Consider the following 23,541-nt stretch of genomic DNA (forward strand, 5'->3'; position numbering starts at 1 on the left):
AATCCCTGTCGAATTGCGGCCAGCGTTTTTGGGGGAGTGGTTACATTGGGTTCAGCTGCGTCAGCTGACCTTGAGCACCAACTTCCCGAAGTTCTCCCCGTTGAACAGCTTCATCAACGTCTCCGGGAACGTCTCCAGCCCCTCCACGATATCTTCCTTGCTCTTGAGCTTGCCCTGGGCCATCCAGCCGGCCATTTCCTGCCCGGCAGCGGCAAAGCCTGCAGCGTGATCCATCACCACAAACCCTTCCATGCGCGCGCGATTGACCAGCAGTGACAAGTAATTGGCCGGACCTTTCACGGCTTCCTTGTTGTTGTACTGGCTGATGGCGCCGCAGATCACCACGCGGGCTTTCAGTGCCAGGCGGCTGAGGACGGCATCGAGAATATCGCCGCCGACGTTATCGAAATACACATCCACGCCTTTGGGGCACTCGCGTTTGAGTGCAGCGGGCACGTCTTCGCTTTTGTAATCGATGGCGGCATCGAAGCCCAGCTCATCCACCAGGAATTTGCACTTGTCGGCGCCACCGGCAATGCCCACCACACGGCAGCCCTTGAGTTTGGCAATCTGCCCGGCAATGCTGCCCACGGCACCGGCCGCGCCGGAGATCACCACGGTTTCGCCGGCCTTTGGCGCACCGGTGTCCAACAGTGCAAAGTAGGCGGTCATGCCCGTCATGCCCAAGGCAGACAGGTAGCGCGGCAAAGGCGCCAGTTTCGGGTCAACCTTGTAGAAGCCACGCGGCTCGCCCAGGAAATAATCCTGCACGCCCAGCGCACCGTTGACGTAGTCGCCGACGGCGAACTTCGGGTTGTTCGAGGCAATCACCTTGCCCACACCCAGCGCGCGCATCACCTCGCCGATGCCGACCGGCGCAATATAGGACTTGCCTTCATTCATCCAGCCGCGCATGGCCGGGTCGAGGGACAGGTATTCGTTATGCACCAGCACTTGGCCGTCCTGGGGCGTGCCCACCGGGACTTCCTGGTAAGTGAAGGTGTCCCGGGTAGCCGCGCCGACCGGGCGCTTGGCGAGCAGGAATTGGCGGTTGGTCTGGGCGGTCATGGTGGCGACTCTTCTGGAAATGAACCTGAAGTGATAGCCCTTCAATGGGCAGGGAGCAAGGTTCACCGAGGGCGCGAATGCCGGTCGATAGGTGTTGCTGATAGTCGCCAGGTGGCCCTTATCACTGCGATCCATGCAGCCCCAACCGGCGGTTTGATAGTGCTGACGCGTCCGGCGCGGCGTTGGCTAGACTCGACCCACCGCTTTTTCTCCCACAGGACATCTTCTATGAGCATGACGTTTTCCGGCCAGGTCGCTCTGGTGACCGGCGCCGCTGCCGGTATTGGCCGCGCCACCGCGCTGGCGTTCGCCGCCGAAGGTTTGAAGGTCGTGGTTGCCGATTTGGATGCAACGGGCGGTGAAAACACCGTCGCCCTGATCCATCAGGCCGGCGGCGAAGCGCTGTTTGTGCGCTGCAACGTCACGCTGGAGGCGGATGTCCAGCAATTGATGGCCCAGACCCTTGCCGCCTATGGTCGCCTGGACTACGCCTTCAATAATGCCGGGATCGAAATCGAAAAGGGCAAGCTGGCCGACGGCAGCCTGGATGAGTTCGACGCGATCATGGGTGTCAACGTCAAGGGCGTGTGGTTGTGCATGAAGCACCAGTTGCCGTTGCTGTTGGCCCAGGGCGGCGGGGCGATCGTCAACACCGCGTCAGTCGCGGGGTTGGGCGCGGCGCCGAAGATGAGTATTTATGCGGCTTCCAAACATGCGGTGATTGGCCTGACCAAATCGGCTGCCATCGAGTATGCGAAGAAGAAAATCCGCGTCAACGCGGTCTGCCCGGCCGTGATCGATACCGATATGTTCCGGCGAGCCTATGAAGCCGACCCACGCAAAGCTGAATTTGCCGCTGCCATGCACCCGGTGGGTCGCATCGGCAAGGTCGAGGAAATTGCCAGTGCGGTGCTTTATCTGTGCAGCGACGGTGCGGCGTTTACCACGGGTCAAGCCTTGGCGGTGGACGGTGGTGCGACCGCAATCTAGGACCTCACGCCGCCCTCCATTCGAAAAGGTTTGGGGGGCTGTGGGGCGTTTCCATAGATGGCGGAGTGCCCCGTCAGAATGTGTATCAGCAGGTAAATAATCCAACAAAATCAATGATTTAATAAGTATTGGCAGGCGGTCGAAATGGGCTTCTGTGCTTAACTGTTCCGGGTTGAATAACAGACAGTTGAAGTGAGTGGCGCATGGATTTAGGGATCGATCGACAAGCCCTTGTACCGGTGGTGCAGCAAATCATCAGCGCAGTGACGCAATGGATTCGCTCGAGTGGCGCGAGCCCCGGCACGCGCTTACCGTCCATTCGACAGGTGGCCCTCGATAACTTGCTCAGCCAATCCAGCGTGATCGAAGCGTTCGAGCGGATGGTTGCCCAGGGTGTGCTGGTTTCCAGGCCCGGTTCGGGTTTCAGCGTGGCCCAGCCGCCCGCTTTGCCTGAGGACCTTTGGTACGAAGGTGCGGAGCGGGGATGGGGCACCTTCGTTGATAGCCCACTGGGCGAGCTGAAGTTGGGCTGCGGCTGGTTGCCGGATGCCTGGCGTGAAAGCGATGACATCAGTTACGCGATTCGTGAGGTCACTCGAACCGACACCGCCGGCCTGTTCAACTACAGCACGCCATTGGGGTTGCCGGCGCTGCGTGAACAACTGTTCAAGCGTCTGAGCCGAATCCACATTGCCACCCACCAGGACCGTATCCTCACCACGGCGGGCGCAAGCCATGCCCAGGACTTGCTGATACGCACCCTGCTCAAGGCCGGCGACTGCGTGGTGGTCGAAACGCCCGGGTACGGCAACCTCTATCGGCAATTGGCTTTTCACGGCGTGCAACTCCTGCAAGTCCCGCGAACCCCCGGAGGCCCGGATATTCCGGCGCTGGAAGCGCTGCTGCAGCGGCATCGGCCCAAGTGCCTGTTCATCAACAGCCTGTACCACAATCCCACCGGCTCCAGCCTGTGCCGCACGGTGGCAGAGCGTTTGCTGGAGCTGGCGCGGCGCGACAATTTCCTGATCGTTGAAGAGGATGTTTTCGGTGACCTGCAACACGCCAGTTGCACACGCCTTTCAGCACTGCCCCATGATGATCGGGTGATCTACGTCGCCAGCTTTTCCAAAACCTTGAGCAGTGCCTTGCGCGTGGGTTACCTGAGTGCCAGCGCCGCGATCATCGCGCAGTTGGCCAGCCTCAAGACCCTGACCGGTTTCGGCACTTCACGCTTTGCCGAAGCGGTGGTGGTCACGCTGCTCGCAAATGGCACCTACCGCAAATGGGTACAGCGCTTGCGCAAGCGGCTGAACACGCAAATGGCAGCTACGCTACAGGTGCTGGAGGACGAGGAGTGGGAGGTGTTCGCCATACCTGCAGGCGGTATGTTCCTGTGGGCTCGTCCGGGAGTAGGGGACTGGTCACAGTTGCAGGCATGTGCCCGACGGCTCGGCGTTCTGTTGTCGCCGGGGGCGCTGTTCAGCCCAACCAGCGAGCCCAGTGAGTGGCTGCGCATCAACGTGGCCTATGCCGCTGATCAACGGGCGTTGGCGTTGTTCCGCGCCATGGGGCCCGCCAGATCGACCTCGACCATTCTGAAAACGACGAGTGTGTAGCTTTTTGCCATTATTGTGGCGCCAACGACTTGTGTTCAGTGCCCTGTGGTTGCGACTCTCGCCTGTGTAAACAGGGCTCGATGGCAACCGCCATTGCAAGAGGATTCAAGTGCAATGATTTCGGCCGTGCAACGACAATTCGCCAACCTCGGTATGGCAAAAAAACTGGGCCTGGGCTTCACCCTGGTACTGCTGCTGACGGCGTTGATCGCAGCGATCGGGGTGTGGTCCCTGCAAACCATTGGTCAGCGTTTCGAAGGGCTCAAGGCCATGTCGTCGCTGAACAGCGGTTTACTCAAGGTGCGCCTGATCGAGCAGGACTACGCGTTGCACGCCGACCCCAAGGCCGTCGACGCCCTGCATGAAAGTGTCGATGCCTTGGCGGCTCTTGCGGCCAGTCTCAAGGCCCAGTCGGCGGCCAACGTGCCGGTGATGACCGATGTCGAGGAAGCCTTGGCCGCCTACCGCAAGGCGTTCGATGAGTTTGTCGAATTGACCCAGACCAAGGACCTGGCGTTGGAAATGGCCAGTTGGTCGGTGTCCAGCGTGGCGAACAATCTGGATGTGTTGCAGGCCGGGCTGGCGGATGACGGCGCCTATGGCCTGAAGGAAAGCCAGGGTAAGGAAGGCGCTGAGTTTATCGAGCAGGCGGGGCAGGTCAGCCAGGTGTCGCGCCTGATGCTGCAGGCCATGAATGAAGCCCATGTACGCCTGAACCAGAGCCGTAAAGTCGATGAAGACACCAGCGAACAAGGCAAGATCGAGCAAGCCGACCAGGCCCTGGCCCAGGTCGAGCAACTGAAGACCTCGGTCAAGGACTCTGGCTACCAGACCGTGCTCAACGAAGTGGCCGGGCATATCGCCGCCTTCAGTGAAAAACTCGGTGAGTACACCGGGCTACTGGCTCAAGAGAAGGTGGTCTACAAACAGTTGCATGATCGGGCGGACCAAGTGGTCAGCCGGGTCAACCAGGCATACGACGCCGAAGACCAGTCCATGCAGGCGCAGTTGAAGAAAAGCTCAATGCTGATCCTCGGTTCTTCGGCCCTGGCCTTGCTGGTGGGGTTGATAGCGGCGTGGGTGATCACCCGTTTGATCGTCGCACCGCTGCGCAGCGTGATTGCCGTGGCGCAGCAGATCGCCGCCGGCGATTTGAGCGGGCGCATGGAGGTCAACCGCCGTGATGAAATCGGGCAGTTGATGCAGGCCATGCAACAGATGGGCAACGGGCTTAGCCAGATGGTCAGCGGCCTGCAAGCCGGTATCGAGCAACTGGCCAGTTCGGCGCATTCCTTGTCCAGCGTCACCGAGCAGACCAATGTCGAGGTCAGCAGCCAGAAAGAAGAAACCGAACAGGTCGCCACGGCGATGAACCAGATGACCGCCACCGTGCATGACGTGGCACGCAACGCCGAAGAGGCCGCGCAAGCCGCACAGACCGCCGATGAAAAAGTCGATAGCGGCCAGCGGGTCGTGCGCCAGAGTTTGCAGCGCATCGAGTTGTTGGCCACTTCCAGCTCCAGTGCGAGCGCCAGCATCGAGAGCCTGAGCGCGGAGATCCAGCATATCGGCAGCGTGTTGAGTGTGATCAAAAGTGTGGCCGAACAGACCAACCTGCTGGCGCTCAACGCCGCCATCGAGGCCGCCCGCGCTGGCGAGCAGGGTCGTGGTTTTGCGGTGGTTGCCGATGAAGTACGGGCCTTGGCAAAGCGCACTCAACACTCCACCGAAGAAATCGAACGACTGGTCAGCACCTTGCGCAGCGCGGCACAGTCCTCGGTGCAGCAGATCCAGCAAAGCGGGGAGTTGGTGAAGCTGGCGGTGAGCGATGCCCTGGAAACCGAAAGTGCCTTGGGCAGCATCGCGGTGGCGGTGTCGTTGATCCAGCAGATGAACCAGCAGATTGCCGCGGCGGCCGAGGAGCAAAGCTCGGTGGCCGAAGAGATCAACCGCAGCGTCACCAGTATCCGCGCCAGTGCCGATCAGTCGGCGTTGAGTATGCAAGGCAACGCCGCGTCGAGCATTCAGCTTGCGCAGTTGGGGGCGGAACTCAAGGGCATGGTGGGACACTTCCGCCTGTGATCGCTGCACGTTGGCAGCGACCGCAGGGGAAGGGCGGTCAGGCGTTGTTGGCGAGGAAAGTCAACAGGGCTTCGTTGACGAAGTCCGGGTTTTCCCTTGCGCTGATATGGCCTGCTTCCGGAATCAGGATCAGGCTGCAGCCGATCAGCCCGGCCATTTCCTCGGACTCGGCGGGAGGGCGTGGTTTGTCCTGCTCGCCGCACATCACCAGCGTGGTATCGGCGTCCAGGCGTGGGAGCTGCTCCAGTATGTCTTCGCGACTGAAGATCAACCGACCCAGGGGCACGATGCTCTGCAACAGGCGCTCCTTGGAGTAACCCTGCAATTGCTTGCGGAAATCCTGGTACAGCGCTGATTCGCGGTCGATGCCCGGGCGGAAGAAGATCGGCGCCACCACATCCAGCAACGGCTCGGGGATCGCGCCGGCGTCTTCGATCATCTTGAAGAGTGAGAAATAGTACTGGCGCGTGGCCTCGGGCTCGGCGCCCAGGTAGGTGTCCATCAGCACCAGGCTGTTGATCCGCTCGGGAGCCCGCAGCGCCAGGCGTGCGCCCCACATACCGCCGACCGAGAGCCCCACCAGGTTGATCTGTGCAATATCCAACTGGTCAATCAGGGTCAGGGCCTGGCGTGCCAAGTCATCAAGGGAGCGGGTTTGCGCCGGCAACGAAGCGGATTCACCATGGCCCCACAGTTCGGGCACGATCACCCGGTACTGTTGCGACAGGGCCTCGATCTGTGGCGACCACATGTCGGCGTCCCACAGGTAGCTTGAACCGAGCAGGACGACTGGGCCGGTGCCCTGGTCTACGTAGTGCAGCGGTTGTCCATCAATGACGGCGACGGGCATAACGGGCCTCTGACTTCACGGAGTAAGGGGCACTTTTTTACGCTAGTCGGGCGCGCGGGGATAGATGCAAAGTGATGGCATCTTGTGAAGCCATGAGGTTGTAGTGAGCCGGGCAAGCCCGCTCAACACAGGCTCGCCCCACGACCGCACAATCAGTCGTAGATGACTTTTTTCTTCCACTCGGCGTCGGCATCCACCACTTTGAGGCCTTCGGTAAGTTCGTTGATTTCGTCTTCGGCGGGCTTGCTGTTGGTCAGCACCGTCGAGTTCGCGCGGACCAGCTGGGCTTCCAGGTGTTGCAGCTGCGCGCTGTAGATCGCCGGCTCCGGCTGTTTACGCAGGTACTGCACGCCACGCTCGAATGCCAGGCGTGCCTGGCCCGGCTGAGCCTGTTGCAGGGCGTGCTGGCCAAGGTTGTTGAAGAACTCGATATGCAGCAACACCAGGATATGGCGGATTTCCCGGATCCAGTGCTTGGCCTCGTTGGCCGGCAGGAAACCGTCCTGGGCGGCGCGGGTGACCTGGCCGTGCAGGGCTTCGAGCAGGAAACGCACGTCCTTGGCCTTGGCTTCGGTCTGGATCGGCGCAGGCGGGTTGTTCACCGGGATCGATTCGCCCTGGGCCACCAGCGCATTCAGCTCGGCGATGCGGGCTTTCAGCGCTGCGCTGCCTTTGTTGAGGTTCAGCAGGCGCTGGTTGACGTTGAGCTCCAGGCGGATGATCAACAGTTTGAGTGCCGGGGTCATCAACTGGCCGGGGAAGGTTTCGGTGATTTCACCGCAACGGCGCAGACGATCATTAAGCTCGATCTCGGTGCGCTTCTTTTCAAGCTTGTTGTTTTCCACCACGTGGTTCATGTAGCCAATGGCGATCAGTATTGCGATCCCGGCTATTACCAGCAGGGTGATCATGAGTGGTGTCACCGGTGTGACCTCTTTATAGGGTTTACAGTAGAGTGTAGTGACTGGGCCATCCGGCGGATAGGACTGATCGACCAGTTGCCCGGGTAGTTTGCTTCTATATAGATAGGCGCTCCCTGCATGGATGCACATTGCCATCATTTGCCAGCGTGAACTATAGCGTCTTGTCGGGCGCCAGAATATAGGCGTCAAAGCCCGGCCGCGCACAATCTGCCCGCAAGCCCGCAAAGCAGGTCGAAGTCATTGATTTTAATAAATTTATCCTTGGGGGTTGACGACCTTTCAATCCATCCATAGAATGCGCGCCACTTAACGCGTAAAGCACACAGCGAAACGCGGCTAGGTAGTGAATGTTGTACGTGTGTCCCCTTCGTCTAGTGGCCTAGGACACCGCCCTTTCACGGCGGTAACAGGGGTTCGAGTCCCCTAGGGGACGCCAATTTGCGGGAATAGCTCAGTTGGTAGAGCACGACCTTGCCAAGGTCGGGGTCGCGAGTTCGAGTCTCGTTTCCCGCTCCAAGTTTAAGCAGTGTGGCTCTCGGGCGGCACTGAGTGAAACCAGGGCATGATCTTCGGATCTAACCTCTGGGCACTGAAATACACACCATGTGTTTCAGTTGTGTGTCCCCTTCGTCTAGTGGCCTAGGACACCGCCCTTTCACGGCGGTAACAGGGGTTCGAGTCCCCTAGGGGACGCCATTTGCGGGAATAGCTCAGTTGGTAGAGCACGACCTTGCCAAGGTCGGGGTCGCGAGTTCGAGTCTCGTTTCCCGCTCCAATTTAAGCAGTGTGGCCTTCGGGTGGCACTGAGTGAAACCAGGGCATGATCTTCGGATCTAACCTCTGGGCACTGAAATACACACCATGTGTTTCAGTAGCGTGTCCCCTTCGTCTAGTGGCCTAGGACACCGCCCTTTCACGGCGGTAACAGGGGTTCGAGTCCCCTAGGGGACGCCATTTGCGGGAATAGCTCAGTTGGTAGAGCACGACCTTGCCAAGGTCGGGGTCGCGAGTTCGAGTCTCGTTTCCCGCTCCATATTCAACAAAAACGCCGATCAGCAATGATCGGCGTTTTTGCTTGTGCGCGTTTTATCGTGCATTCGCCGCTTTGGCCAAGCGCAATGTGGCCTCGCGGATTTCTTCCTGGTTCAGCGATGCGAAGCCCAGGCGCAGCGCATTTTCCGCCTGGTCCATCGGTGAGAACTGTCGGCCGCTGCGGACGACCAGCCCGTGGTCCAATGCGCTTGCTACCATCCGGTCGACGTTTATCTGAGCGTCGAACCGCACCCATAGCGCCAGCCCGCCTTCTGGCTCCCGTACACTGATCCGCTCGCCGAACGCCTCATGCAGGCACGTCTGCAAGGTTTCACGGCGGGCGCGGTATTCCTTCGACACCCGGCGCAGATGTTTCTTGAGTTCGCCGTCGTTGATCAGGTCTGCGAGCATGGTTTGCGCGACTGCATCGGCATCGCCCAGCATCAATGCGGCGTTGCTGTGCAGGGCGTCGACCACCTGCGCGGGAGCCACCACATAACTGCAGCGAAACGTCGAGCCGAGGGCCTTGGATAAGGAGCCGACATAGATCACATGGCGCTGGGCGCGATCGCTTGCCAGGGGCAAGTAGGGCCGCCCATTGAAGTGATACTCGTGGTCGTAATCTTCTTCGATGATGCAGAAGTCGTGCAGCGCCGCCAATGCCAGCAACTGTTGCCGCCGTGCTGCGTGCAGGCTCACGGTGGTGGGGAACTGGTGGTGCGGCGTGAGATAGATCATCCGTACCTGATGTTCGCGGCACAGGCGGTCGATCTGGTCCGTGCGACAGCCTTCTTCGTCGATGTCCACCGTGACCAGTTGCGCGCCCAGCTTGCGGAAGATTTCCCACGCCGGTGGGTAACTCAGGCGCTCCACCAGGACCACGTCGCCGGGTCTGAGCAACAGGCTGGCGGTCAGGTACAGCGACATCTGGGTGCCTTGGGTCAGGCAGATGTTTTCGGCGCTGACCGTCAACCCACGGTTGTTGCGCAGCATCTCGGCCAGGGCGCAGCGCAAATGGTAGCCGGTGCCCTCGCTGCCGTAGCGCAGGGTGTTGGACGCGAAGCTGTTGCGTAGGGCGTTGCGGTAATAGCGGTGCAACACGGCTTGGGGCAGCAAGCGGTGGTCGCTGGTGCCGTTATCGAAAAACAGCGCGTCATGCCGATGATTCAGCGCGGTCACCTGGGCGTTCTGGGTGAAATACGCAGCGGTGGTCTGCGCCAGGATGGGCGGAGCGAAGGACGCTTGCGCGCGACTCGGCAGTTGTTTTGACGTCAACTGCGCATTGACGAACGTTCCGCGCCGCGGCTCGCTGACCAGCCAACCCTTGGTCAAGGCCTCTTCGTAGGCCAGGATCACGGTCTTGCGGTTGACGTCGAGCAACTGCGCCATCTCCCGTGTGCCCGGTAGCAAGGTGCCGGGCGCCAATCGTCCTTCCACGATTGCGGCCACCAGGCCTTCGGCAATCTTGCGGTAGGACGCCTGCCTGGCAGTGTCGTCCAGCTTGAGCAGCGGGCGCCATTTTCGCATCTGGACCATCTGAAGTATCCAAAACTGGAGGTTTTAATGGGCCTAGTCTAACGCAACAATCAAGCCTCACTCACCCCGAGGTTGTTATGAATACACGCCATATCGTCGAACTGTCCCCCTCGGGGAAAACCTTTGAGGCCGGTGACGAACTGTTGCTGGATGCGATGCTCGCCAACGGTTTGTCGGTGCCGTTTTCCTGCCGACGAGGGGCCTGTGGCTCATGCAAGGTGGTGGTCGCAGAAGGGACATACCGGGCCAAATACCTGGCGCCGGATGCACCCGCGCCGTGTTATCCGTTGGCAGCCAATGAAATGCTGTTGTGCCAGAGCCACGCCTGCGGCGACATGCGCCTGGAAATCCCCGGATGGTCGCTGGACACGCCCGCGCGGGTGGTCGAGGCGCAGGTCGTGAGCAAGCGCGCACTGAGCCCCGACATCATTGAACTGGTGATGATGCCGGACAGGCCGCTGGTGGTGCGGGCGGGCCAGTATCTCAAGTTCTGCCTGGTCGATGGCGACTCGCGGTGCTTCTCGATCGCTAACCTGCCGGCCGAAGACGATGGGCGCCTGGTGTTTCAGATTCGTCAGGTAAGCGGTGGGCTGTTTTCCGAGACGCTCCTCAGCGACCTCGATGCCGGTGATCTGTTGCAATTGGAAGGGCCGTTTGGTGCCTGTACCTGGCAGGAAACGGATGACAGCCCTGTCGTCCTGTTCGCCACCGGCACCGGTTATGCGGGCATCAAGCCGATCCTGCTGACAGCGTTGGCGCGCAACGTCGAGGTCACGCTGTACTGGGGAGGGGCGCAACCTGCGGATTTTTATGACCGTGCATTCCTGGCTGACGCGAGCGCCGCGCACCCGGGTTTTTGCTGGCATCCGGTGCTGGCGTCGCAGGGTAGGGTGCAGGAGGTTGCGTTGAGTCACGGGCATGCCTGGGAGCAAGCGCAGGTGTACGCGTGCGGTAACGCCGCAATGATCCGCCAGGCCCGCGAGCAGTGTCTCGACGCGGGCTTGCCGGCGCACCGGTTTGTTGCCGAAGCCTTTGTGCCCAGTGGTTGCTCAGGCGCGCAAACGCCCTTGCCCGCGTTTGACCCGATCTGGGAAAAAGTCGGCCCCCGCTACTCGTTTGACGGCATGCTGGCGGCACGTGACCAATCCATCCGTGCCCTGGCGGCGATTGCGAGCCGCCTCAAGGTTGGCATGACCACCGGCGAAGCCCTCGACATGGCCGCCGAGCAGCTGCAGGCCATGGGCGCATCCCACACCTGGCATCCGACCTATATCCGCTTTGGCGACGACACGGTCCGGCCCCCCCGCGAAGGGATTGACCGCCAGCGCAGGCTGCGCGCCTCCGATATCGCCGTGGTCGACCTGGGCCCGGTGTGGGACGGCTATGAAGGCGATTATGGCGATACCTTTGTGTTCGGTGATTTGCCGTTGCACCTGGCATGCCGCGCGGCACTGCACGAGGTCTTCGACGAGACCCGCGAGGCCTGGTTGCGCGGCCTCACCGGGCGCGAACTCTATGACTTTGCCGAGCAAAGCGCGGTGTCAAAAGGCTGGAGGCTGGCGCGCAATCTCGCGGGGCATCGCCTTGCGGATTTTCCTCACGCATTGTTCGAGTGCAAGGACCTGGCCGATCTGGAGATCCCACCGAGCGAAATGGCCTGGGTGCTGGAAATCCAGCTGTGCCATCCCACGGAACCGGTCGGTGGTTTTTTCGAGGATATATTGATGCTGCAAGCGTGAAGAGCCCGCCTTTGCGGCGGGCTGCTTTACATCAGCGCTTGGCTCAGAGCTTCGGCAGTTGGCCGATACGGCCCATCATTTCAGTCACGATCTGCAGGTCCAGCAGGAACTGGTCGACGGTCTTGAATTCGTTGTCGGTGTGCCCGGTGTACTTCACTTCCGGACGCGCCAGGCCGAATTGCACGCCGTTGGGCAGTTCATGCACGGAGGTCGCGCCGGCCGATGTGCCGAACGTGTGATCCATGCCCAGGTTTTCGCTGGCCACCGCCAACAGCGCTTTGACCCACTCACCTTCAGGGTTGCGGTACATCGGTTCGGCCACCGAGTAGGTGAAGTCCACTTTGACCTTGGTTTTCTTGTCCCAGGCGCTCAGCTTGTCGGCGATCTCGGCCTTGAGTTTTTCCGGCGACTTGCCCTTCGGCACGCGCAGGTTCACCGCCAGCTTGAAGGCTTTGTCATCCAGGCCGACAAAGGTCAGCGAAGTGGTCAGCGGGCCCATGAACTCATCGGAGAAGCCCACGCCCAGCTTGCCGCCCAAGTAGTCCAGGCCCCAGTTGTCGGATGCATAACGGGCGGCGTCAGTGATGTGGTTGTGCTTGAGGGCGATCTTGCCATCGACGCTGTGAATCAGCTCCAGCATGCGCGCCACTGGGTTGACCCCGGATTCCGGCTCGGACGAGTGCGCGGACACGCCGGTGACGGTCAGCTTGACGTCTTTGCCATCGACCTTGGTGGCCACTTCAAAATCACCACCGTTGCGCTTGGCGTATTCGGTGCCGGCCTTCTGCAGGCTGGCGGCCAATTCGGCAGGCTTGTCGCTGACGAACGTTGCCACCGAGGCCGACGGAATCTGGTTGGTGGCCATGCCGCCGGTCATCGCGATGATTTCCGCGCCTTTGCCTTCACCCTTGCGACGCGGGAAGGTAGCCATCACCGTGCCGTAGCCTTTCTCGGCAATCACCACCGGGTAGCCGCCGTCCAGCGCCAGGTTGTACTGCGGTGTCGGGTTCTTTTCGAAGTAATACGGAATCGCGTCGCCGGAAGTTTCTTCGGTGGTGTCCACCAGCAGCTTGAAATTGCGCGCCAGCGGCAGTTTTTCTTCCTTGATCACCTTCATGGCATACATCGCTACCACGATGCCGTTCTTGTCATCCTCGGTGCCACGTCCGTACATGCGGTCGCCGATCAGCGTGACCTTGAACGGATCGAGCTTGGTGCCGTCTTTCAGCACCCAATTTTCCGGCGTCACCGGCACCACATCGGCGTGGGCGTGGATGCCGACCACTTCATCACCGCTGCCTTCCAGGGATATTTCGTACACACGGTTGTCGATGTTGCGAAAGTTCAGGTTAAAGGCCTTGGCCAGGTCCTGGATCTTGCCGGCAATCTTGATGAATTCCGGGTTCTTGTATTGCGGCAGACCGTCGACATTAAAGGTCGGGATTTCCACCAGCTCGCGCAGGGTTTCGGTGGCGGCCTTGCCGTATTTCACACGGGTGTAGATGCCGAGCAGGCGATTGATTTCGTTCTGCTGGTCGGCGCTCAGGGTTTTATTGTCGAGGAAGGCATTGATCGCCGGGCCCACGTCGCTGGTTTTGCCCATATCGCCCTTGGCCAGTGTGCCGAGGAAACCGCGAAAATCGGTGACGGACGTTTCGCTGAAACTCTTGAGAATCGCCGTGCTCTGGTCTGGAGTGATGTTAGCGAACGCGGGGCTGGATAGGGCCGAGAGGCTCGCGGCGAACAGGGTGGCAGCCGCCAATTGCTTGAGTGGGAAGTGCATGGAGAGAAGCATTCCTTTGCAGGTAGTGAGTGGGAAGTTTCTGATCAATCTGTCAGAAACATTTCCACACACTACCACTACTCAGGTGCCACTGGTCAATGCTGGCCAGGGTGGGGCTCGGGGTACTCCTCGGTCACGTTCAAGGCTCTAGCGTAGGGCCCATCCCACAATTGCGCATGCAATTCCCCGACACGCTTGGCCATCGCTTCGCTGCGCATCACCACTTCCAGGTTGCGCGAATTATCCAGATACCCACCCAACCAGTTACTGGTGCCGATCCAGGCAACCTGGCCGTCGATCTCCATGGTCTTGCTGTGGATCACCCGCGCATACGGGATAAAGCCTTGCTTGGCTTGCGGCAGGGTGACGATCTTGACTTGGACGTTGGGCAACACCGCCAGGCTTTTGAGGTAGGGCAGTTCCAGCGCGTCGGTGTTCCAGTTGGACACCATCAGCTTGATCGACACCCCACGTGCCGCTGCCGCGCGCACGGCGTTGTCGATCACCGCGTAGTACGGACGCGTCTTGTCGGGTCCGTAGGACAGTGGCGCGTAGTCCAACAGTTGCACGCGCACCTCGTGCTTCGCTTCGTTCAGCAGGCGTGGCAGTTCCAACTGTGAGTCGCCCACGCCCGGTGGGTTGTAGCGTTGCGGGCTGGCGACCAGGTAGTTGCCGGTGCGCGGTGGTGCATTGCGTGTGACAGGCAGCGGCACCGGTTGGTTGTCGGTCAAGGCCTGCTGGGCTTTCCAGTCCTGCTCGAAGATCGCTTGCACCTGGCTTACCACGGTCGGGTCGGTGATGCGCAGCCCGGTTTCGTGGATGTGTTCCAGTGAGCGCCAATCGAAATTCTGGCTGCCCACGAAGGCCTGCTTGCCGTCCACTACCAAGTATTTGGCGTGGATGATGCCGCCGCTCACACGCGCGTAGGGCAACACACGAAAGGTCAGGTTGGGGATCGCCCGCAAGCGTTCCAGAGTGGAGGCTTCCGACAACTTGATGCCTTTTTCTTCCAGCAGAAAGCGAATCTTCACACCGCGTTTACCGGCGGCTTCCAGGCGTTCAATCACGCGGTCCATCACCGAGCCCGGATGATCGACGGCGTAGAATTGGCCGATATCGATGCTGCTTTTTGCACCGTCGAACAGTTCGCTCCATACCGGGCCCGGTTGACGCAAGTCGTCGGTGCCGAGGGCGGTGTCCACCGGCACGGTGTGCACCAGTTCAAACCCCGGAATCGAAAAGTCCGCCTGGACCAGCGGACTCATGAGCAAGCCTGCCAGGCCTGCAATGCGCAATTTCAAGGAAACGGACATAGGGATTCCCATCGGAAAAGAAAAGCGGGCGCATTGCGCGCCCGCTGTTACGGTTACGCCGTGCGGCTGTGCAGCGGCGTCGGCACCAGGTGCGGCACGTCACTCTGCACGCGGGCGCCGGTGGCGGCGCGGATCAGCAGGATTTTCAGCTGATCGTTGATACGCTCCAGGCTGTCCTGGAAGAAGTTGTGGAACACCACGCAGAACAGCGCGATGGCGATCCCCAGGCCGGTGGCGAACAAGGCCGTCCCGATACCACCGGAAATCTGCCCTGGATCAGACACACCCGCCGTGGCCAGCGCCTTGAAGGTGTCGATAATGCCGAGGATGGTGCCCAGCAAACCCAACAGCGGGGCGGCGGTGGTGATGGTTTCGATGATCCACAGGCTGCGGGCCAGTGGCGCACGAGTGGTCAGGTATTGGGTTTCGATCACGTCATCCAGGTCCTTGCGCGAACCTTGCGAGGCTTTCTGTGCCAGGACCGGCAACACCATGCTCAGCGGCAGGCTGTCACGGCGGATCAGGCTTTCCGGCAGGTCGCGCTCGCTGTGCACATTGGCGCCCAGCACCTCGGTCAGCGCACGGGCTTGCCTGCGTACATAGGCGAAGTAAATCCCGCGTTCGATGGTGATAAAGATCGCGATGGCCATCGCGGCATACATCACATAAAAGGTGATGTCGTGGAGCAGGTTCATGTCCATGTTCACTTACCTCGCAATTAGAAGTTGGCTTCCAGAGAAACCGTCACGGTGCGTTCCAGGCCTACGATGTAGGCAGGGTCGCCGTCGCGGAAACCGCTGTAGCTGGCCGCATTGGTCTTGGTGGTGTAGACGCCGTCCAGGTATTTCTTGTCGAACAGGTTGTCGACGTTCAGGCGCAGGGTCGCGTCCTTGACCACCTTTTTGTCCACCGGCAGGTAAATACCCGCGCCGGCGTTGAACACGGTGCGGCCGGAGATGGCTTCGTCGTTGGTCAGGTCGCCGTAGAGCTTGCTGGTGTACTTGCCGCCGAAGGTGCCGTAGAAACGGCCGTCGTCGTAGCCGATGTTGGCGGCCAGCATGTTTTTCGGCACGTTGGCGAACTGCTTGCCGCTGGTGGGCAACACGATGGCTTTGCCGGCGTTGTAGACGGTCAGGTCGTCTTGCTGCTCGGCCTTGGTGTAGGTGTAGGAGGTGTAGTAGTTGAAGTGATTCGGCAACAGGCCGCTCCACTCCAGCTCCAGGCCGCTGTTGTTGACGGAGCCGGCGTTGATGTCGGCGAAGTCGCCGTTGATGTCGCGCGACGACACCTGGCGATCCTTGAACTGCATGTAGAACAAAGTGGCGGCCACGGTCATGTCTTCATCGGTGTAGCGCCAGCCCAACTCATGGTTCCAGCTGGTTTCCGGCTTGGAGTCGATGGAGCCGACGCCTTTGTCGTACAGCACGTAGTTCTGCGGGATGCGCATGTTGCGCGACAGGCTGTAGAACAACTGGTCGCGTTCGTCCAACTGGTATTTCAGGCCGGCGTTGGGCAGCAACTTGTTGTAGGTCTGGTTACGTTTTTCCGGCTGCTCGGTGAGGCTGCCGTGGTTGGTGCCGTCGCGCTTGACGTTCATGTAGGCCAGGCCCGCGATCAGGGTCCAGTCCGAGTTGATGTACCAGGTGTCCTGGGCCCAGACCTTCTGCGCCGGGGTGATGGTGAAGCGGTCGCGACCCTGGATGGTGTTGCCGTTGGCATCGGCCACGGCGTCGTTGGAATCCGGCCAGGTGTCCACCGGCTTGCCATTGGACTTGAGCGGAATGAACGGCTGGGTCTGGCTTTGGCGTGCGCGTTCGTACCAGTAGCCGACTTGCAGGCTGTGGTCGCCCAGGTCCCAGTTCAGTTTGGTGGTGATGCCCGGACGCCAGGTCTGGGTGCGCGAAGGGCGGTAGTACACACCGCTGTTCGGGGTGCCGTCGGCGTTGTATTGGGCGCCGGTGGGCAGGTTGCCCAGGTCGAATACGCCACCCTGGTTCGAGCCGCGGTTCAGCGCATAGCTGGACGAGCCGACACCGCTGCCGTTACCCCAGTAGTAATACGGGATCACCGACAGCGCGAGGTTGTCCGCCAGTTTGAACTGGGTATTGAGCACGGCGGTGAACGTCTGGAACGGGTTCTGCGCCAGCGCGTAGTAGCTGTTGTACTTGCCGTTGCTGCCCACGGTAGGTGTGGCGGGGTAGGGGTCGTACTTGCGGCCGTTCTGCTGGTACTGGGCCTTGGTCAGTTGGCTGTAGCTGTTGTTGTCCTGCTCGTGGTACTTGAGGATCAGGTTGGCGGTGTTGCCATCGCCGGCGTCGAAGAAGCTGTTCCATTCGACCTTGTCCGCGCGCACGGCGCCCGAACCGCGCCACATCTGGCCTTCGGTATGCGACGCCGACAACCAGTTGCTCAGGCCGTTGATCTCGCCGGTATTGAGACGGGCAAAGGTCTTGCGCGTGGCGTTGCTGCCCATCACCTGTTTGACGAATGCCCCGGTTTCCTTGGTCGGGCGAATGGTCACGATGCCGATGTTGCCGCCGCTGGAACCGATGTGCGGACCGTCGGCTTCCGAGGAACCCTGGGTGACGAAAATCTGCTCAATGTTTTCCGGGTCGCCCAACAGGTTGGAGTACAGCGCGTAGTTGCCCGAGTCGTTGATCGGCATGCCGTCCACCGACATTCCCACCTGGTCGGAGTTGAGCCCGCGCATGGTGAAACGAAAGCCGGACAGGCCAGTGTTGTCTTCGCTGGAAATGTTCAAGCCTGGGGTGTACTTGAGCTTGTCCACGGCGTTGCCGGTGGCGGTCTGTTTATCCAGCGCTTCCTTGGTTACGGTGGAGCGGCCCTTGATGCTTTCTTCCTGCACCATGTAGCCGCCACCTGCCGTGGCTTTGCCCTGAACCCCAATAGTCCCGACGTCGCTGTTGTTGGTGTCGGCCATGACCATTCCCTGGCCCATGCTTGCGGCAACGAGTGCCAGATGAATCCGTGTGAACCTCATCTCTGTCGTCCTGGTGTCGGGTGCTTATTGCACGCTGTAGTTGAAGGTGGCGGTGAAGCGCTGCTCATTGCGGCCCCCGAAGGCTTGCTCGGGGAACGGCTTGACTTGCTTGATGCGACGCAAGCTGTTGGTGGCGGCCCGGTTGAGCAACATGCTCGAGGCCTGGGTTTGCAAGCCGGAGTCGAGAACCCGGCCCTGGCGATCGACCAGCAACCAGACCACCACTTCGCCGGTCGGGCGTTCGAGGGAGGCCTGACGCCCGGTGGGATACTGCTTGTAGGTGTCCAACTCGTTGCGCAGCCCCTTGAGATAGCCGCCTTCCAGTGCTTGGCCATCGACCTTAGGTGGCGCAGGCGGCGCGGGCGTCGGCGCGACCTGTGCCACAGCCGCCGGTGCCGGTTTGGCAGTGACCGGTGGCGGAGCCGGTGCAGGTGTCGGTTGGGCGACTACGGGCTTGGGCACAGGTTTCGGCTTGGGCTCATGCTTGGGTTTGGGCAGCGGTTTTGGCGGCGGTGGCGGCGGGGCTGGCTCGGCCTCTTCATCCTCGATCACCGGCGGTGGCGGCGCTTGTTCCACCACCGGCTCCGGGATCACTTCCGGCTCCGGCTCGACCAACGCCAACTCGACCGCCGATTCGTCATAAACCGGCTCGACCTTCAACGTCTGGGACTGGATACCCACTGCAATCAGGACCAGGGCGATCAGGGCCGGAACGCTGCCCAGCAGCTGACGCGCACGAAACAATACGTACATGATCAGGACTTACGCGTAGCAATGGACACGGAGGTAAAGCCACCCAGGCGCAGGGTGTCCATCACTTCCACCAGGCGCGAAACCTCCACGCCTTTGTCGCTGTTAACGATGATGGTCGACTTGGTGTCGGGCTTTTCCGCCGCTTTCAGCGCCGGCACCAGCGCGTCGACCGTGAGGTCCTTGCCATCCAGTTGCAGCTGGCCTTCCAGGCCCAGTGTCAGGATGAATTTTTTCTGTGGTTTGAGCTGCTGCGAACTGCTGGCGCTGGGCAGTTGCGTCTTCATGCCGAGGGCCGGAATCACGTTCAGGCTCACGAGTACGAAAAACACCAGGAGGAACATCATCACGTCGATCATCGGGATCAGTTCGATGTGCGCCTTGCGTTTTTTCGGTTCGTCCCAGGTTCTCATTCCGCTACCCCGTTATTGAATTAGGGGCGACACGCTAACAACCAAAAATGACCGATTGGTTAACTTTAATTGACGTTTTGAGGGCTCTAGGACGCGTCTTACAGGCGAATCTCAAGACATTTTTGTGACGTAACAGAATTGACATGTGGCAGGAGCACTCTCAAAAACTTTACTTCGAGGGCCCCTGGAAATGAGCCGTGAGCTGCCACAAATATCCACGCCGCGACTGTTAATGCGCGCACTGGAAAACCATCAGGCCGAGACGTTGTGGGGCCTCGCCAACGGTCCGAACATCGCAGATAACACGGCGAGCATTCCCTCGCCTTACACCCTCGAAACGGCGCAGAACTTTATCGAGGGCATGCAGCAAAAATTTCACTCGGCCCACCTGTTGAGCCTGGGCATGCATCGGCGTGACTGCGGTGAACTGATCGGCATCGTCAGCCTGCGCATCAACCCGGCCCACCGCTATGGACATTTGGGCGGGTGGGTAGCGGCGGATGCGCGCAACCAAGGGTATGCAGCAGAGGCGGCGCGTGCGCTGATGGACTACGGTTTTGCCGAACTCGACCTGCACCGTGTGGGCAGCCAGTGTTTCAGTCGCAACAAAGAGTCGGCGCGGGTCATGGAGAAAATCGGCTTGCGGTACGAAGGCTGCATGCGCGGGGCGTTCCTCAAGAACGGCGTGCATGAGGACATGCTGGTGTTCGCCACGGTGCGTGAGGATTGGGAGTTACGGCGGTGAGTGGTGAGGTTGATCATGGCCGGCGCCGGGTGCTTGCCGGGCTGGCCGTCGCCACCACGTTTTCGATCCTCAGTCCGTTTGCGCGCAGTGCCGGAGTGGACTATCCGTTCACCCTCGGCGTGGCGTCCGGAGACCCGTTGCCCGACGGGTTTGTGATCTGGACACGCCTGGCGCCTTTGTTCAATGCCGCGGATGGCCGGGGTGGCTTGAGCCGATCGGTGCCGGTGCGTTGGCGGGTCGCCAGCGATGCCGCCATGAGCCGCGTGGTGCGCCAGGGCGAGGTCATGGCCAGCGAGCGCTGGGGGCATTCAGTGCATGTGGAAGTCGCGGGGCTGGAGGCGGGCCGGCCTTACTGGTATCAGTTCGAAGGGCTTGGGGCACAAAGCCCGGTGGGGCAGTCGCGCACGGCGCCGAACGTGCATGCCATGACGTCGGCGCGCCTTGGGTTTGTCTCGTGTTCCCACTGGGAGCGCGGTTATTTCAGTGCCTATCGCCACTTGGCAGAGGAGCAGCCCGACCTGGTGTTTTTTCTCGGCGACTACATCTACGACAGTTCCTACGCGGCGGATTCGGGCAAGATCATTCGCTCCCACGGCAGCGGCAATGCAGTGAGCCTGAGCGACTATCGCAACCGCTATGCCCTGTACAAAACCGATCCGGATCTACAGGCCCTGCACGCCGCCGCACCGAGCGTGGCGACCTGGGATGATCACGAAGTGCAGAACGACTACGCCAACCGCTGGTCCCAGGATCCCAGGGTCCCTGTCGCACAATTTATGCAGCAGCGGGCGGCGGCCTACCAGGCTTACTACGAGCATATGCCGTTGCGTGCCAGCAGCTTGCCGAAGGGGCCGGACATGCGCATTTATCGACGCCTGGACTACGGCCGACTGGCCCGCTTCCACGTGCTGGACGGTCGGCAATATCGTTCCGAACAACCGTGCATTTTGGCCAATGGCAGTCACCAGGGGCATATTGCCGATAACCTCTGTCACGACTTGCGCGACCCTGGCCGAACCCTGCTTGGTTGGCAGCAAGAGGCCTGGTTGGACCAAGGGTTTGCCCAGTCGAAGGCGCAATGGAACATCATCGCCCAGGACCTGCTGGTGGCCCCGTTGACCCAGCGTGACCTGACCAACCACAAACCGGGACGTTGGACCGACGGTTGGGATGGCTACATGGCCAATCGCTCACGGATGCTGGCTTCCATCGAACGTAACCGGGTCAGCAACCCGGTGTTCTGGGGCGGTGATATCCATTCGTTCTGGGTGACGGATCTGCAGGCTGATGGCAACAACCCGGACTCGCAGGTGGTGGCCACGGAATTTGTCGGCACTTCAGTGACGTCCGACGGCCCGCCCTTTGACGCGTTCAGCAAGCTGCTGCCGCTCAACCCGCATGTGAAGTTTTTCGACAGTCGCCAGCGGGGGTATGTGTCGGTGGAGGTGGAAGCACACAAGATGCTCACGAACCTGCGTGTGATTACCGACCCCCGCGACTCGGCGGCCACGGTGTCGACCCTCAAGTCATTTGTGGTGGAGTCGGGGCGGGCGGGGGCGATTGAGGTTTAAGCGATTTCGTAGCGCACCGACAGCGCACCCTTTTTCTCCGACAGGGCCAGGATGCTCACCTGGCCCAATTCGCTCAGCGCCTGCACGTGGGTGCCGCCGCAGGCATACGCGGGCAATTCGCCGAAGCCGACTTCGCGGGTGCCGTCTTCCAGGTTCATGCGGCGCGGGTAATCCGCGGCGATCCATTGGTTGACCTGTTGCTGGAGCGCCTCGGCTTCCATGGCTTGCGCCGCTTCGCCACGGATGAAGGTGATCTTGCCTTCGCCGGGCCAGTGATGAGCCTTGATCGGCATCCAGCCCAGGGCCTCGCCTGCGTTGCCGATCAGGTGCCCGGCGGAATGCAATCGGGTGTGTAACGTGCGGCGCTGTTCATCGACCCGAGCGGTGATCGGACCGGGTTCCAATGGGCGGTCGACATAGTGCACCACGCGGTCGGCTTCCTGGGTGACGCGAAGTACAGTGCTTTCACCGAGCCAGCCGGTATCGAAAGGTTGCCCGCCGCCCTGTGGGTGAAAAATCGTCGACTGCAGGATGACTGCAAACTGCTCCCCGTGAGGTGTGCAACTCAACACCTCTAGCTCGGCAGTCAGGTGGTCGTGGGTAAAAAACAGGCGCTCGGTCATGATCTACATCCGCATCAGGGTTCTGCGGGCAGTATAAATAGTGCGTGGATAGGTGATAATCCATTCAATTATCAATGGACCTGTGCACCATGAGCATCAATCTTCCTTTGCCGCTGCTGGGCGAAATGGCGATTTTCGTCAAAGTGGTGGAAACCGGCAGCTTCTCCGAGGCCGCCCGGCAGCTGGGGGCTTCGCCTTCCTCGGTGAGCCGCAGCATTTCTTGCCTGGAGAAGGCCCTGGCGACGCGCTTGCTGCAGCGCACCACGCGAAAGTTGCGCCTCAGCGAAGGCGGGGAGGAGGTGTTCAAGCGCTGCCAGGAGATGGTCAGCGCGGCGCGCTCGGTGATGGAGATCAGCGGCCAGTTCACCCATGAAGCCGAAGGGCTGGTGCGAGTCAGCGTGCCCAAGGCGTTGGGGCGGTTTGTGGTGCACCCGCATATGCCGGAATTCCTGCGGCGTTATCCCAAGGTGGATGTGCAGTTGATCCTGGAGGATCGCCAGGTGGACATGATCGATGACAATGTCGACCTGAGCATCCGCATCACCGACAGCCCACCGCCGGGGTTGGTGGGTCGGCAGTTGTTGCCCATCGAGCATTTGCTGTGCGCGACGCCGCAGTACTTGGCCGCACACGGTACGCCGGGGCATCCCCATGATCTGCTGGCGCACAGCTGCATCTACCTGGGGGAGACACCCGGTGATTCACGCTGGAAATTCCGCCAGGCTGGCAAGGCCGTGACGGTTGCGGTGCGCGGGCGTTATGCGGCGAACCACACCGGGGTTCGGCTGGATGCGGTGTTGCAGCATGTGGGTATCGCCAGCTTGCCGTATTTCACGGCGCGCCACGCGTTGGAGGAGGGGCGGTTGGTGCAGGTGTTGCCGGCGTGGGACTTTATTGCGTCCTACCATGGCGAGGCGTGGTTGCTGCATTCGCCCACGCGGTATCTGCCGCCGAAGTTACGGGTATTTATCGATTATCTGGTGGCGTGCATGGCGAAGGAGCCGACGTTGCGTCGGCCCATTCCAGGTCGCTGATCAGTGCTTGCTCTGGTCGTCCGGCATGGCCAGTAGCTGCTTTTCCTGGTTCCAGTCGAACGGTTCGTCGTTCTGTTCGGCTTCGAAGCGACGTTCTTCCAGCGCCTGGTACAGGTCCAGTTCTTCGTCGGGCATGAAGTGCAGGCAGTCACCGCCAAAGAACCACAGCAGGTCGCGCGGCACCAAGTGGGCAATCTGCGGGTAACGCAGGATGACCTGGCTCATCAGGTCCTGGCCCAGGTACTGGCTTTCGATCGGGTCGATCGGCAGCAGGGCGCGCAATTCGTCGAAGCGCTCCAGGAACAGTGAATGGCTTTCCTCGGGCACCTGTTCGGCTTCGCCGACGGCAACCAGGATGCTGCGCAGGTGGTCGAGCAAGACGAGATGATCGGCAACGACGTTGGACACGAGATAAGTCCTCTAAAGCAAAAACGGGCGCGAGAGTATATAGCTCTCGCGCCCGTATTTATAT

Annotated in this window: 19 protein-coding genes, 6 tRNA genes and 1 pseudogene; 14 read left to right on the forward strand and 12 right to left on the reverse strand. The window is 60.8% G+C overall.

Features of this window, described 5'->3' with window-relative positions; genetic code table 11:
* Positions 1–60: 60 nt before the first annotated feature.
* Entirely contained in the window at positions 61–1,068 is a 1,008-nt protein-coding gene (locus tag AB4N92_RS21155; protein WP_010211680.1) for an NADP-dependent oxidoreductase, read from the reverse strand.
* A gap of 228 nt (positions 1,069–1,296) precedes the next feature.
* Between AB4N92_RS21155 and AB4N92_RS21160 the strand changes: the two genes are divergently transcribed.
* The 4 genes and pseudogenes from AB4N92_RS21160 to AB4N92_RS21175 all read left to right on the forward strand — a co-directional run bounded on the left by AB4N92_RS21160 (position 1,297) and on the right by AB4N92_RS21175 (position 5,756).
* A complete protein-coding gene (locus AB4N92_RS21160; RefSeq protein WP_010211676.1) occupies positions 1,297–2,058 on the forward strand; it encodes an SDR family oxidoreductase in 762 nt (253 codons plus the stop codon).
* A gap of 203 nt (positions 2,059–2,261) precedes the next feature.
* The gene (locus AB4N92_RS21165; RefSeq protein WP_010211674.1) at positions 2,262–3,674 is read left to right on the forward strand and encodes an aminotransferase-like domain-containing protein; all 1,413 of its coding nucleotides are present in this window, start codon (positions 2,262–2,264) and stop codon (positions 3,672–3,674) included.
* Between the two features lie 1,023 nt (positions 3,675–4,697).
* Positions 4,698–4,850 (forward strand): annotated as a pseudogene (locus AB4N92_RS21170) (HAMP domain-containing protein); the annotation flags it as partial.
* Between the two features lie 201 nt (positions 4,851–5,051).
* A complete protein-coding gene (locus AB4N92_RS21175; RefSeq protein WP_422393860.1) occupies positions 5,052–5,756 on the forward strand; it encodes a methyl-accepting chemotaxis protein in 705 nt (234 codons plus the stop codon).
* A gap of 37 nt (positions 5,757–5,793) precedes the next feature.
* Here the strand turns inward: AB4N92_RS21175 and AB4N92_RS21180 are convergent, their stop codons facing one another.
* Both AB4N92_RS21180 and AB4N92_RS21185 read right to left on the reverse strand, forming a co-directional pair.
* Entirely contained in the window at positions 5,794–6,606 is an 813-nt protein-coding gene (locus AB4N92_RS21180; RefSeq protein ID WP_010211671.1) for an alpha/beta fold hydrolase, read from the reverse strand.
* 152 nt (positions 6,607–6,758) lie between these two features.
* A complete protein-coding gene (locus AB4N92_RS21185) occupies positions 6,759–7,529 on the reverse strand; it encodes a hypothetical protein (protein WP_236267013.1) in 771 nt (256 codons plus the stop codon).
* 360 nt (positions 7,530–7,889) lie between these two features.
* Here AB4N92_RS21185 and AB4N92_RS21190 point away from each other — a divergent pair.
* From AB4N92_RS21190 to AB4N92_RS21215, 6 genes are all read left to right on the forward strand, one after another.
* A tRNA-Glu gene (locus AB4N92_RS21190) sits at positions 7,890–7,965 on the forward strand.
* A gap of 4 nt (positions 7,966–7,969) precedes the next feature.
* Positions 7,970–8,045: transfer RNA gene (locus tag AB4N92_RS21195), tRNA-Gly, on the forward strand.
* 104 nt (positions 8,046–8,149) lie between these two features.
* Positions 8,150–8,225, forward strand: a tRNA-Glu gene (locus AB4N92_RS21200).
* A gap of 3 nt (positions 8,226–8,228) precedes the next feature.
* Positions 8,229–8,304 (forward strand) — tRNA-Gly (locus tag AB4N92_RS21205).
* Between the two features lie 103 nt (positions 8,305–8,407).
* Positions 8,408–8,483: transfer RNA gene (locus tag AB4N92_RS21210), tRNA-Glu, on the forward strand.
* 3 nt (positions 8,484–8,486) lie between these two features.
* Positions 8,487–8,562, forward strand: a tRNA-Gly gene (locus tag AB4N92_RS21215).
* A 53-nt stretch (positions 8,563–8,615) separates the two neighbouring features.
* Here the strand turns inward: AB4N92_RS21215 and pdxR are convergent.
* Positions 8,616–10,097 carry a MocR-like pyridoxine biosynthesis transcription factor PdxR gene (pdxR, locus tag AB4N92_RS21220; protein WP_069673187.1) on the reverse strand — a complete coding sequence of 494 codons (1,482 nt, stop codon included), beginning with the start codon at positions 10,095–10,097 and terminating at the stop codon, positions 8,616–8,618.
* Between the two features lie 77 nt (positions 10,098–10,174).
* Between pdxR and AB4N92_RS21225 the strand changes: the two genes are divergently transcribed.
* The gene (locus tag AB4N92_RS21225; protein ID WP_236267014.1) at positions 10,175–11,836 is read left to right on the forward strand and encodes a M24 family metallopeptidase; all 1,662 of its coding nucleotides are present in this window, start codon (positions 10,175–10,177) and stop codon (positions 11,834–11,836) included.
* A gap of 43 nt (positions 11,837–11,879) precedes the next feature.
* Here the strand turns inward: AB4N92_RS21225 and AB4N92_RS21230 are convergent, their stop codons facing one another.
* From AB4N92_RS21230 to AB4N92_RS21255, 6 genes are all read right to left on the reverse strand, one after another.
* Positions 11,880–13,619 carry a dipeptidase gene (locus tag AB4N92_RS21230; RefSeq protein ID WP_021492123.1) on the reverse strand — a complete coding sequence of 580 codons (1,740 nt, stop codon included), beginning with the start codon at positions 13,617–13,619 and terminating at the stop codon, positions 11,880–11,882.
* Positions 13,620–13,714: 95 nt separating this feature from the next.
* The gene (locus AB4N92_RS21235) at positions 13,715–14,932 is read right to left on the reverse strand and encodes a phospholipase D-like domain-containing protein (RefSeq protein WP_010211664.1); all 1,218 of its coding nucleotides are present in this window, start codon (positions 14,930–14,932) and stop codon (positions 13,715–13,717) included.
* A gap of 53 nt (positions 14,933–14,985) precedes the next feature.
* The gene (locus AB4N92_RS21240; protein WP_021492121.1) at positions 14,986–15,633 is read right to left on the reverse strand and encodes a MotA/TolQ/ExbB proton channel family protein; all 648 of its coding nucleotides are present in this window, start codon (positions 15,631–15,633) and stop codon (positions 14,986–14,988) included.
* Between the two features lie 17 nt (positions 15,634–15,650).
* Positions 15,651–17,933 (reverse strand): TonB-dependent receptor, encoded by a 2,283-nt coding sequence (locus tag AB4N92_RS21245; RefSeq protein ID WP_021492120.1) that lies wholly within the window; start codon positions 17,931–17,933, stop codon positions 15,651–15,653.
* A 24-nt stretch (positions 17,934–17,957) separates the two neighbouring features.
* On the reverse strand, positions 17,958–18,686 hold the full coding sequence (locus AB4N92_RS21250) for an energy transducer TonB family protein (RefSeq protein WP_010211659.1): 729 nt from the start codon (positions 18,684–18,686) through the stop codon (positions 17,958–17,960).
* Between the two features lie 2 nt (positions 18,687–18,688).
* Positions 18,689–19,096, reverse strand: coding sequence for an ExbD/TolR family protein (locus AB4N92_RS21255; protein ID WP_236267015.1), 408 nt, complete (start codon positions 19,094–19,096; stop codon positions 18,689–18,691).
* A gap of 190 nt (positions 19,097–19,286) precedes the next feature.
* Here AB4N92_RS21255 and AB4N92_RS21260 point away from each other — a divergent pair, with 190 nt between their 5' ends.
* Positions 19,287–19,841, forward strand: a complete 555-nt coding sequence (locus AB4N92_RS21260) for a GNAT family N-acetyltransferase (protein ID WP_031290853.1) — start codon at positions 19,287–19,289, stop codon at positions 19,839–19,841.
* Positions 19,838–21,412, forward strand: coding sequence for an alkaline phosphatase D family protein (locus AB4N92_RS21265; protein WP_236267016.1), 1,575 nt, complete (start codon positions 19,838–19,840; stop codon positions 21,410–21,412). Before AB4N92_RS21260 ends, AB4N92_RS21265 begins: the two co-directional genes overlap by 4 nt.
* On the opposite strand, the gene AB4N92_RS21270 is transcribed toward AB4N92_RS21265, so the two are convergent.
* Positions 21,409–22,035 carry an alanyl-tRNA editing protein gene (locus tag AB4N92_RS21270; RefSeq protein WP_010211656.1) on the reverse strand — a complete coding sequence of 209 codons (627 nt, stop codon included), beginning with the start codon at positions 22,033–22,035 and terminating at the stop codon, positions 21,409–21,411. The two genes, AB4N92_RS21265 and AB4N92_RS21270, sit on opposite strands and share 4 nt — an antisense overlap.
* Before the next feature lie 89 nt (positions 22,036–22,124).
* Here AB4N92_RS21270 and AB4N92_RS21275 point away from each other — a divergent pair, with 89 nt between their 5' ends.
* Positions 22,125–23,069: a LysR family transcriptional regulator gene (locus AB4N92_RS21275; protein ID WP_236267017.1), complete on the forward strand. Its 945-nt coding sequence runs from the start codon at positions 22,125–22,127 to the stop codon at positions 23,067–23,069.
* Here AB4N92_RS21275 and AB4N92_RS21280 read toward each other — a convergent pair whose 3' ends face one another.
* Positions 23,070–23,477, reverse strand: a complete 408-nt coding sequence (locus AB4N92_RS21280) for a PA2817 family protein (RefSeq protein ID WP_010211653.1) — start codon at positions 23,475–23,477, stop codon at positions 23,070–23,072.
* Positions 23,478–23,541 lie beyond the last annotated feature (64 nt).

The organism is Pseudomonas sp. S3_A09, from assembly GCF_054668065.1.